Genomic DNA, 10,431 nt, shown 5'->3' with positions numbered 1-10,431 from the left:
TTAACTACAGGAGCTAATATCATGGGTGCTGTATCTCAAGCAATTGCAATCGTAGCATCTATCTTAATTTATGCACCATTCTTAATTGCTTATGAAAGATATCAAAACAAACAAGCTGCAGAAGCTGCTGAATAATTTGATAATAAAAAGTGTATCTTTAAAAAGATGCACTTTTTTAAAATTCAAAAATAAATAAAATAATTTATAAAAAGGTTGATTAATTCATATTAAATTAACATTCATGAGAGATTATAATAGTGCAAGGTAGATAACTTGTATAAATAGTCACTACTCCCTAAAATATCTATTGACACTATTTGTTTTAATCAGTGACTATTTTTATTTTTTTATTAAGCCGTATAGGCTTTTTTATTTTAGTAAAATAATCTTTTCTTGGCTTTTAATAAACTGAGTTGTTATAATTCGAATAATCAAGTAACAGTAATGTGTAAATCTAGATATTGGGTTTGCGCATTTTTTATTTGCATTTTCAAGTGAGGACGCTTAAGCAAACGATTGGGGTATTTGAAAAAATAGTAGAGAGTATAAAAACTGGTTATACGGCCACTAATTAGAGTACTGCTCAGTTGTACTGGTGGATTAACAACTAGTTCTTTACGATATCTTATAGTAAGCTATTTGCAGTAGGAAATCACTATGATGTAATTGTTTTAAGCACCACAAATTTTTACTAAATATGATGCTAGACATGCTCTTACATTGATTGAAGATAAGATTGATCATATTGAGGGAAAAAGTTATATCACTTGAACCCTTGTCATTGAAAATGGCAACCCATAAAGGTGTTAAGATCTTATGTATCTCAGTCATTAGAATCAGTGAGCGGGTTTGGTTGATGCATCGTATTTATGATGAACAAAATATTATTATTCTTGATGAAGAACTTACTAAGAATTGAACCATTTTAGAAGATATATATGATATTTTAAATGTTATATTAATAAAATACCAAGATATTAGAAAAATTGGGATAAGTATGCCAGATATAATTAATCATGGCAGTCTTCTCTTATTTCTGGAAGATTTTGATTGTTAGTGTCTTAGAGCCGGGGATTATTGCTTTTTCGTGTTAACTTACATTATAGGTAGATAAGTTAGTTTATAAAATGGAAAAATATATCTTGGAAATTGTGAAAATCGTTAGTTTAAAGGAGTGTATTTTATTAGGAAAAATGATTTTATATGTATAAGCAATGAATAAAAATGAGATTACTAAGTATTATTAAAGTAATTGTGGTAATGATAGATGCAAGGAGTGAATGGAATGTGAAAGATGGACAAACTAAGTTTTATGAATATTATTTAAAAAGAGTGAAACCTGAGTATCAAGATGCAGCACAGCATTTATTAAAAGAAAGTTTCAAAAGACAAGCTGATGGAAATTTTGATGATAATTTTATTAATAAATTTGTTAAAGAGACTCAAGTTTATATTGAAACAGATAAATTAACAGAAGTTTTAGAAATAATTGAACATTTTTGTACTGGACATTTTAATAACTGAATCAAAGTAAAGCCTCCGGTTATTAGGAGGCTTTACTTCTATTCAAAATCTGATTGACTACTAATATTTTTCCAAGTTTCGATTTCTTGAATTCTTTCTTCTAAAGCACTAGCTACGATCTTGGTAGCATCACTACCTAAGAGAAGACGGAAAGGATAGTTGTCTTTTTCAATTGTATCAACAATAACTTGACCACCTTTATCAGGATCACCAGGTTGATTTTTATGATTAACGACATTCTCTTTACGAGTTTTCCCAGCTGTTTCGTTATAATCATCGATCTTATTTTTAGTCCCTTTTAGTGAAGTATCATAAAAATTAGTTCGGAAAGAACCTGGTTGTGCTATCATGACCTTGATTCCTAGCGGTTTTAATTCTTTAGCTAGACCATCAGTCATTAATTCTAAAGCAGCCTTACTAGCAGCATAATAACCAGAACCTACACCCGATCTAACCGCTGCAATTGATGATACGTTGACAATAGCACCGTTTTTGTTAGCTCGCATTTGTGGTAATACTTCTTTAATTAGTTCGATTGGCCCAAAGAAGTTAGTATTAAATAAAAGATTAACATCATCTATGTCACCTTCTTCAACTGAAGAACGATATCCATATCCAGCATTATTGATCAATACATCAATTGTTCCAAATCTTTCTTGTGCTTGTTTTACTGCAGCACTAATACTCTCTTTTTTGGTAATATCTAGAGCCACTCCTAAAGCTGTATTTGGATATTGATCGACTAGATCGGCAATTTTACTTGTATCACGAGCAGTAACAACAGCATTATCCCCTTTCTTTAATACCGCTTTAGCAATGCCGCGTCCAATTCCGCTAGAGCATCCTGTAATTAACCATGTTTTCATTTTAAGTCCTCCTTCATGTATTTATCTTTTCTACATTTATAGTATAGAACTTAGAGTTAACTATAAGTCAATATAAAAATAAAAAAATTAAATATTCTCTTTTTGTCAGTTGCCCAAAAGACATTTTTATCATATAATAATGAATGTGTTAATGACGTACTTGAATTAAAAGCCCTTTGGAGACAAAGGGTATTTTTCTTTTAAAAATACTGATATAATCAAAAATAATTGAAAAGGGCTGATAAATGTGAATAGAATTGGAACTGGAAAACTACGAGATTTAAATGATCAAATCATTTTGAAATTGTTATTAAGACATCAAGAAGTGACAAAAAAAGAACTAGCTAATTATTCAAGATTGACAGTAGCTACAGTAGGAACGATTCTTAATGATTTTTTGGATAATGGAACTGTTGTTGAAAAAGAAATTATTTATTTAAAAAAAGGTCGTCCTACTAAAAAATATGGATTGAATCCAGAATATTTTCATTCATTGTGTTTATTTGTACAAAGAAAAAGAGGCAGAGATTATCTTTGCTGGCAAATCATTGATGCCCTTGCAAGTGTACTAAAACAGGGTAAAGAATTAGTAAATGATTTAAAATTAGAGGATATTTTAAAATTCATTAAATATCTTTTATCACAAGATTCGAGAATCCAAATAATTGGTTTAGGGGTACCGGCAATAATTTCTAAAGAGATAGTAATTGAATCAGATATTCCTAATTTAAAAAATGTAAATCTTAAAGCTGAAATCGAGAAGGCTACAGGATTAAAGACAGTTGTTAAAAATGATATGAATTATACTGCTTATGGCTGCTATTTACATAATAATAAAAAGGATCTTTGTTATGTGACGTTTCCATTAAATTCTGGACCTGGCTGTGGGAGTGTTATTAATGGTAAATTAATAGAAGGAGAAAATAGTATTGCTGGTGAAATCTTATATTTACCATTTTTTAAATACCTAAAACAAGAACAGTTATGCTTTGATTATTCACCAGAAGATGTGGCTTTATCATTATGTTGTGTAGCATCGATAATAAATCCTTCAATCGTGATTTTAACAGGTGAAGCTATTGAGGCTGATGATATATTAAAAATCAAGAAGATTTGTTTAGAGTATTTACCAAGTGAATTTATGCCTGAATTAACGTATTGTGCTAATTATGAAAATGATTATTTATTGGGAATACAGGAAGTTATTAGAGAAAGTTTCATTAAACAAGACAAATAAAACAACTGTTATTGATATAAAAACCTCCTAGATAGTGTAAATAATTAAACACTGAATAGGAACTTTTATATTGTTGAGGGGACAAAAGTATGCTAAAGCGTATAAATTAGAAATTGTCAAAGAACATCTAAATAATCATAAATCTTTCCTTGAATTGAAAGAGAAATATGGATTTATATGTTTGTTGGACGAACAGTATTATCATCAGATTTATCAGTTTGATGTTCAATACCAGAAAATAAAAAGATTATGAAATATGAGACTGAACACTATAGTAATAATATTTGCATAGCTTAACCTGTTTATTTCTAAATAATAAATGAAGTTATTATTTTTGATAACTTCAAATCTAATAATTTGATTGTTTCATCTATTTATTTGATTAGGACGGTTCAAGGAGAGTTGTTTTATTTGTTGACTTTTTTATTAGATAACTTATAATTATTAATTAATAAAAGACTTTTAATAAATAAGGAGATAAGTGTGAAACCAAAAAAGAGAATTCTTCATGAACGTTTGGCAGCAGTTGTTGCTAGTCTGCGTCATGGTGAGATGTTATTTATTGCTGATGCTGGCAGTGGAACATCTAGTAAAGCCCTATACCCACTGGATTCAAGTGTTGAATATATAGATGTAGAAGTAGTGACCGGTTCACCAAGTTTTGAGGATATAGTAACTACACTAGTTGCTTGTGGTGATTTTGAAGGAGCAATCGTCACAGAAGATATGATTGAAGTAAATCAAAAAGATTATCAGTTACTGGTTGATTTGTTGGGAAAGAAAAATATTCATTCGATGCATTACATTCCTGAATATTATGAAATGCGTGATCGTTGTAAAGCAGTGGTACAAACAGGTGATTATGGTGTACATGCACAGGCAATTTTAATTGCAGGGTATCCTAGTGCAGAGATTAGTATGAAATGGTTAAAAGAAGGAATAAAGGGGAAATAAAAATGACAGAACGTGAAAAAATGGAATTAGGAATGTGGTATGATGCAAATAATGATGAAGAATTATTAAAACAAAGAGTATTAGCTAAAGATTTGTGTTTTGATCTAGATCACATAAAACCTAGCAGTTATGAAAAAAGATTAGAAGTGATTACAAGTTTGTTAGGTTATCAACCCATAAACATAGAGCTTATAAGTCCCTTTATGTGTGATTATGGAAATAAGATTAAAATTGGTAAAAATGCTTTTATTAATAGTAATTGTTATTTTATGGATGGTGGTGGAATTGAATTAGGAGATAATGTTTATATAGGACCTTCATGTGGTCTATATACTGCTATTCATCCTACCGAATATAAAATTAGAAATACTGGTTTAGAACAAGCGCTACCAATTAAAATTGGTAATAATGTGTGGTTAGGTGGTAATGTAGTTATTTTACCAGGGGTAACGATTGGCGATGGCTGTGTAATTGGAGCAGGCAGTGTTGTGACTAAAGATATTGTTCCTAATAGTGTTGCTTGTGGAAATCCCTGTAAAGTAATAAGATCAATCGAAAATTAAAATATCTGTTTTAGAGGTTATAGTGAGAAGTCATTATAACTTTTTATTATGAAATAATCTGATGAAAGTATTTGTTTATTGACAGATTGGTAACTAGTTACTATAATAAAAATAAGTAACTAGTTACGGATATGGAGAGAATGATGAAAAAATCAAGTTATGAATTATTAGGACAGGATCCTAAATGGGTCAAAAAACTGTTATTTGCGGGTGTGTTTATTCAGGAGAATAAGCTACATGCGATATTTGATCGTTACAATGAAATGACGAGTAAACAATGGTTATTAATGGCTACGATGACTTCATTTACTGATGCTCCTGATTTAAGCATGTTAGCAAAAGTGATGGGGTGTTCACGACAAAATGTAAAAAAATTAGCACTGAGTTTGGAAAAGCAGGAATATGTGATTTTAGAGAAGTCACCCAAAGATGCACGCTCGTTATGTGTGGTAATGAGTAAACAGGGATTGCGCTTTAGAAAAGATATGGAAGAATTAACAGATGAGGTACATCAAGCTTTATTTAGTGAATTTAGTAATGAAGAAATCACTCAGTATTATCAGTTATCAATTAAATTAATGCATGGGATCGATCATTTAGAAGTATTTTTTAAAAATCGTCAAAAGGGGGCAGAAGGATGATTGAAGTAATATATAAAAGTAAAAAGAATAATAAGAAAATTGCGAAGGCAATTGCTGACGAACTTCAAGTCGATGCTAAAAATATTAAACAAGTGCAAGATGTTAAAGCAGATATTTTATTTTTAGGATGTCCAATTTTAGGAGGAAATATTCCTGAACAAGTAACTAGGTTTGTAGCACAACTTGATGCTAATAAAGTTAAGAAGGTTATTTTATTTTCTGCTAACGGTTTTGGAACAGATCAATTTACTAATGTTAAAGCACAGCTTAAAGAAAAGGGAATAATTTATGGACCGGTGTTTTCATGTAAAGGAAGTGCTTTTATTTTTAAAAACTTTGGACATCCTGATAAAAAGGATATCCAGGCAGCTAAAAAGTTTGCTAAAGAAGTTCTAAAATGGAGGTGAGTCGAATTAAAGATCTATATTATGTTTTAATGAAGAATAAACTAGGGAATCACAAGATATGTAAAACCTTGATTAGGCATGGGGAAATTAGGGTGAACGATCAAGTAATTACAGATGTTCGTTATCCAGTAAAGGCGGATGATATTATTATGTATCATCATATTCAATTGAATGCCCAGCCATTTGTTTATTATATGATGAATAAACCGGCTGACTATCTTTGTGCAAATCATGATAAATATCATCAGTGTGTAATTGATCTGATTGGGCGAGAAGATTGCTATTGTTTAGGGCGTTTAGATATTGATACAACAGGGCTATTGATAATTACTAATGACACTTCACTATCAAAAAAATTATTATTACCACAAAATCATGTTAATAAAAAATATTATGTGACTACTAAATTTCCGCTTAAAGATGAATTGATTAAAAAATTCTCTGATGGTGTAGTGATTGATCACAAGGTTCAATGTTTACCTAGTTTATTGGAAATACTTGATGAATACCATTGTTTAGTAACTATCAATGAGGGGAGGTATCATCAAATTAAAAAAATGTTTAAATCATGTCAAAATGAAGTGTGTACACTTAAACGAATTGCTTTTGCAGGAATAGAACTTGATCAAAAATTAGCTTTAGGGGAATATCGAGACTTGACCTCAACAGAATTGATAACTTTGTTTAAGCATTGTTAGACTAATAATTTGTTTTTAGACCTCATTTGTGAGGTTTTTTTGCTTTTCCAGAAAATGAAATTTACTTTGTTCAAAAGAATATGGGCGTATAATAGGTAACTGTAGGGGGCGTGAGGAATGTTATTTGATAACAAAGCATTAAAAAAATTAATTATTCCCTTGGTTGTGGAACAATTATTAGTAATTACAGTAGGTTTTGCAGATACTGTTATGGTTGCTAGCGTCGGCGAAGCAGCAGTATCAGCAGTTTCGCTGGTTGATGCAATTAATATTTTATTAATCAATATTTTTGCTGCATTAGGAACAGGGGGAGCAGTAGTTGCAGCCCAGTTTATTGGACAGGGTTCTAAAGATAAGGCAAAGTATTCAGCAAAACAGTTGATTTTGATTACAGCATTATTGTCAGTAATTATCATGGTGATAGTTATTGCATTTAATGTGCCATTATTACACATGGTTTTTGGAAATGTTGAAGTAGATGTAATGAAAAATGCAGAAATCTATTTTTTATTTTCAGCAATGTCGTATCCTTTTATTGCATTATATAACTCTGGAGCAGCATTATTTAGGGCAATTGGTAACTCTAAAATATCGATGATTAATAGTGCAGTCATGAATGTTATTAATATTATTTTAAATGCAATTTTTATTTTCGTTTTTAAATGGGGGGTATTTGGTGCCGTATTAGCAACGCTGATTGCCAGAGCAGTAGCTTGTATCGTAATTTTAAAGATGTTAAGTCATCGGGATAATGATGTATGTGTAAATGATTATCTTCATTGGAAATTTGACTTTATGTATATAAAAAAGATTTTAGCAATTGGGATACCTTCGGGATTAGAAAATGGGATGTTTCAGCTAGGGAAAATCTTAGTACAAAGTTTAATTGCAACTTTTGGGACATATTCAATTGCAGCTAATGCTGTTTCGAATAACTTGGCTCAAATGCAGATTATTCCTGGGATGGCAATGTCTTTGGCGATGGTGACGGTTGTAGGTCAATGTGTAGGTGCAAATGATTATAAACAAGCAAAATATTATGTTAAAAAGTTATTAAAAATTACTTATCTTTCAATGGCTGGATTAATTGTAGTTTTAATTATTGCAACACCTTCAATTTTAACATTCTATTCATTATCAAAAGAAACGACGGACCTTGCATACCAATGTATCTTTTTACATGCAATTATTGCAGCATTAATCTGGCCTACGTCATTCACATTTCCAAATGCTTTAAGAGCAGCTAATGATGCTAAGTTTACGATGATAGTTTCAGCTGCATCAATGCTAATATTTAGATTATGCTTTAGTTATGTTTTGGGACAATATATGAATCTTGGATTAATTGGTGTTTGGATTGCAATGTTTATTGATTGGGGAGTTCGTTGTATTTTCTTTATCTGGCGCTATTTTAGTGGAAAATGGATGAATCGGCAATTAGTTTAATAAAAAAAGATTGACTTAAAGTAATGTTTAAGGAGTATAGTACTATCGTAGTAAAGTAAGTGATCATGTAGATTATTTTTCTCTCCCAATATAAAATATTACATGATCATTTCATTTGCTGCTAAAAATGAGAGTTATATTGTTGTTTGAAAAGGAAGAAATTCCTTTTTTTAGTAAAAAACAATTCATTATGATAGTTGTTTAGGTAGTTTGGCTAAAATAATTTGGCCTAAGATACCAATGACACTACCTGTAATAAGTGATAAGATTATTAAATAAGGTAGATAATAAATAATATTAAAACCATAGAAAATTAAGGCTACTAGGATTTGTCCTAGATTATGAAAGATTGCGCCGGAAATACTAATGATCAAAGTTGAAAAGAGTTTGGTTTTTTTTAAAAGAACCATAATGACTAAACTTAATAAAGCACCGCTTAAACTATATAAAAACATATAGTAGTTAGTAAAAACACTGGCAATAATAAAAACTCGCAGGAGAGTGATGATTAAAGCGTCTCTAAATCCAAAGCGATATAGTGCAATTAATCCGATGAGGTTAGCAAGGCCGAGTTTTGCACCAGGAATTCCAAAGTTAATAGGAATAAAGGTTTCAAGATAACCGAGAATAATTGCGATTGCGATTAGTAAAGATAAATAGGTAATTCTTTTAGTCATTGGGGCCTCCTATTTGGATGATGAATCAACATCGTTATATTGATTAGAAACAATTGCAATAACAACTTGATTAGGCAAACAAATAATTTGTTCACCATTTTTAGATATCGTTCCTTGTTTGATACATAATTTATCAGGGCAAGTAGCATCTTTCATATGTACACTTCCGTGATTGATCACGATCATATTTTTATCACTAATCTTAATTGTCTGATTAATCTCTAGAGGAACAGTACGATATACTTGATTATTAACGGTGATTTTCACGTAAGCAGCTTTTTGACTGAAATAAAAATGATTAAAAAGCAGTGCCCCGATAATAACGACAAAAATTATGAAAATAATAATGAAGTCTTTCTTCTTAAACATAGCTACCTCCAGAATGAAAGGAAATGACATGAAAAAACGTTGGTTTATAAAAATTTTAATAATCTTAATTATATTTTGTGGATGTACGAATAAACAGCCTCTAAGTCAAACGCAGCTTCTTTTAGATACGCAAGTTACGATTACTTTATATGATCGTGCTTCGTCTAATATTCTAGATGAATGTTTTGCTATTTGCAAGGACTACGAGCTTCTCTTTTCCCGGACTAATCCCAAAAGTGAATTATATCAGCTCAATCATCAAGATAAAACTAAACCAATTAAAATATCCAAGGAACTTGCTAAAGTTATAAATATTGGTTTGGAATATAGTAAGTTATCTAATGGTACTTTTGATATTACAGTAGGACAATTGATTGATTTGTGGGATTTTAAAGCTGATACTCCAAAATTGCCGGAAACTTCAGCAATAGCCGGTGCTTTGACGTCGATTGGATATAGGGGAATTACTTTAAATGATAGTACAATTAGTTTTAGTAATCCTAATACTATAATAGATCTAGGGGCTGTTGCAAAGGGATATATTGCTGATAAAATTAAGGAATACTTAATTGAGCAGAGAGTAGACAGTGCAATTATCAATTTAGGTGGTAATGTTCTTTGTGTAGGGAAAAAGAATAGTGATGATTTTACAATTGGTATTACTGATCCTAAAGGAAGTAGTGACATTTTAAAATTAAAAATTAATGATCAGTCGGTTGTAACTTCAGGAATTTATCAACGTTATTTTGAAGTTGAAGGGAAGTATTATCATCATATCTTAAATCCGAAGACGGGATATAGTTATGATAATGGGTTAGCTTCAGTTACGATTATTAGTAATCATTCAGTTGATGGTGATGCATTAAGCACAGTATGTTTTACTTTAGGTAAAGAGCAGGGGTTAGCATTAGTAAATCAATTAGCGGGGATAGAAGCTGTGTTTATTGATACAAACAATGCTCTTTATTACAGTGATCATGCAAAAGATTATGTGATTCAGTAATTATTTTCATAATATTAAAATATCTCATAAAAGATATGAATTTCTT

13 protein-coding genes are annotated in these 10,431 nt (G+C 30.5%); 10 read left to right on the top strand and 3 right to left on the bottom strand.

Features of this window, described 5'->3' with window-relative positions; translation table 11 throughout:
• Positions 1-787 precede the first annotated feature (787 nt).
• Together KSU54_RS19190 and KSU54_RS14580 are read left to right on the top strand one after the other, a co-directional pair.
• Positions 788-919 (top strand): hypothetical protein, encoded by a 132-nt coding sequence (locus KSU54_RS19190; RefSeq protein ID WP_003538867.1) that lies wholly within the window; start codon positions 788-790, stop codon positions 917-919.
• Between the two features lie 305 nt (positions 920-1,224).
• Positions 1,225-1,524: a hypothetical protein gene (locus KSU54_RS14580; protein WP_003538865.1), complete on the top strand. Its 300-nt coding sequence runs from the start codon at positions 1,225-1,227 to the stop codon at positions 1,522-1,524.
• Between the two features lie 38 nt (positions 1,525-1,562).
• On the opposite strand, the gene KSU54_RS14575 is transcribed toward KSU54_RS14580, so the two are convergent.
• Positions 1,563-2,390: an oxidoreductase gene (locus KSU54_RS14575; RefSeq protein WP_003538862.1), complete on the bottom strand. Its 828-nt coding sequence runs from the start codon at positions 2,388-2,390 to the stop codon at positions 1,563-1,565.
• 247 nt (positions 2,391-2,637) lie between these two features.
• On the opposite strand from KSU54_RS14575, the gene KSU54_RS14570 reads away from it, so the two are divergent.
• The 7 genes from KSU54_RS14570 to KSU54_RS14540 all read left to right on the top strand — a co-directional run bounded on the left by KSU54_RS14570 (position 2,638) and on the right by KSU54_RS14540 (position 8,336).
• Positions 2,638-3,627, top strand: coding sequence for an ROK family protein (locus tag KSU54_RS14570; protein ID WP_003538854.1), 990 nt, complete (start codon positions 2,638-2,640; stop codon positions 3,625-3,627).
• Positions 3,628-4,110: 483 nt separating this feature from the next.
• On the top strand, positions 4,111-4,581 hold the full coding sequence (locus tag KSU54_RS14565; RefSeq protein ID WP_003538852.1) for an RbsD/FucU domain-containing protein: 471 nt from the start codon (positions 4,111-4,113) through the stop codon (positions 4,579-4,581).
• Positions 4,582-4,583: 2 nt separating this feature from the next.
• Positions 4,584-5,144, top strand: a complete 561-nt coding sequence (locus KSU54_RS14560; RefSeq protein WP_008792222.1) for a sugar O-acetyltransferase — start codon at positions 4,584-4,586, stop codon at positions 5,142-5,144.
• A gap of 143 nt (positions 5,145-5,287) precedes the next feature.
• Positions 5,288-5,785: a MarR family winged helix-turn-helix transcriptional regulator gene (locus KSU54_RS14555; RefSeq protein WP_117792500.1), complete on the top strand. Its 498-nt coding sequence runs from the start codon at positions 5,288-5,290 to the stop codon at positions 5,783-5,785.
• Entirely contained in the window at positions 5,782-6,192 is a 411-nt protein-coding gene (locus tag KSU54_RS14550; protein ID WP_003538848.1) for a flavodoxin family protein, read from the top strand. Before KSU54_RS14555 ends, KSU54_RS14550 begins: the two co-directional genes overlap by 4 nt.
• Positions 6,183-6,890 carry a 16S rRNA pseudouridine(516) synthase gene (locus KSU54_RS14545; protein WP_008792220.1) on the top strand — a complete coding sequence of 236 codons (708 nt, stop codon included), beginning with the start codon at positions 6,183-6,185 and terminating at the stop codon, positions 6,888-6,890. The genes KSU54_RS14550 and KSU54_RS14545 overlap by 10 nt, the downstream gene beginning before the upstream one ends.
• 117 nt (positions 6,891-7,007) lie before the next feature.
• Positions 7,008-8,336, top strand: a complete 1,329-nt coding sequence (locus KSU54_RS14540; RefSeq protein WP_008792219.1) for an MATE family efflux transporter — start codon at positions 7,008-7,010, stop codon at positions 8,334-8,336.
• A gap of 188 nt (positions 8,337-8,524) precedes the next feature.
• On the opposite strand, the gene KSU54_RS14535 is transcribed toward KSU54_RS14540, so the two are convergent.
• Together KSU54_RS14535 and KSU54_RS14530 are read right to left on the bottom strand one after the other, a co-directional pair.
• Positions 8,525-9,013 (bottom strand): Gx transporter family protein, encoded by a 489-nt coding sequence (locus tag KSU54_RS14535; RefSeq protein ID WP_003538835.1) that lies wholly within the window; start codon positions 9,011-9,013, stop codon positions 8,525-8,527.
• Positions 9,014-9,022: 9 nt separating this feature from the next.
• A complete protein-coding gene (locus KSU54_RS14530) occupies positions 9,023-9,382 on the bottom strand; it encodes a NusG domain II-containing protein (protein ID WP_117792502.1) in 360 nt (119 codons plus the stop codon).
• Between the two features lie 28 nt (positions 9,383-9,410).
• Between KSU54_RS14530 and KSU54_RS14525 the strand changes: the two genes are divergently transcribed.
• Positions 9,411-10,385, top strand: coding sequence for an FAD:protein FMN transferase (locus tag KSU54_RS14525; protein ID WP_117792504.1), 975 nt, complete (start codon positions 9,411-9,413; stop codon positions 10,383-10,385).
• Positions 10,386-10,431 lie beyond the last annotated feature (46 nt).

The sequence above is a fragment of the Erysipelatoclostridium sp. MSK.23.31 genome, from assembly GCF_019125875.1.
GTDB classification, from domain to species: domain Bacteria; phylum Bacillota_I; class Bacilli_A; order Erysipelotrichales; family Coprobacillaceae; genus Thomasclavelia; species Thomasclavelia ramosa.
Note: the sequence above shows the minus strand (reverse complement) of the source record. Positions and strands in the feature narration are given on the sequence as shown.

Bases quoted from the DNA above. Each gene is read 5' to 3' on its own strand.
- KSU54_RS14560 (WP_008792222.1), top strand. From the start codon at position 4,584: ATGACAGAACGTGAAAAAATGGAATTAGGAATGTGGTATGATGCAAAT.
- KSU54_RS14530 (WP_117792502.1), bottom strand. From the start codon at position 9,382: ATGTTTAAGAAGAAAGACTTCATTATTATTTTCATAATTTTTGTCGTT.
- KSU54_RS14535 (WP_003538835.1), bottom strand. From the start codon at position 9,013: ATGACTAAAAGAATTACCTATTTATCTTTACTAATCGCAATCGCAATT.
- KSU54_RS14580 (WP_003538865.1), top strand. From the start codon at position 1,225: ATGAGATTACTAAGTATTATTAAAGTAATTGTGGTAATGATAGATGCA.
- KSU54_RS19190 (WP_003538867.1), top strand. From the start codon at position 788: ATGGCAACCCATAAAGGTGTTAAGATCTTATGTATCTCAGTCATTAGA.
- KSU54_RS14525 (WP_117792504.1), top strand. From the start codon at position 9,411: ATGAAAAAACGTTGGTTTATAAAAATTTTAATAATCTTAATTATATTT.
- KSU54_RS14575 (WP_003538862.1), bottom strand. From the start codon at position 2,390: ATGAAAACATGGTTAATTACAGGATGCTCTAGCGGAATTGGACGCGGC.
- KSU54_RS14540 (WP_008792219.1), top strand. From the start codon at position 7,008: ATGTTATTTGATAACAAAGCATTAAAAAAATTAATTATTCCCTTGGTT.
- KSU54_RS14545 (WP_008792220.1), top strand. From the start codon at position 6,183: ATGGAGGTGAGTCGAATTAAAGATCTATATTATGTTTTAATGAAGAAT.
- KSU54_RS14555 (WP_117792500.1), top strand. From the start codon at position 5,288: ATGAAAAAATCAAGTTATGAATTATTAGGACAGGATCCTAAATGGGTC.
- KSU54_RS14550 (WP_003538848.1), top strand. From the start codon at position 5,782: ATGATTGAAGTAATATATAAAAGTAAAAAGAATAATAAGAAAATTGCG.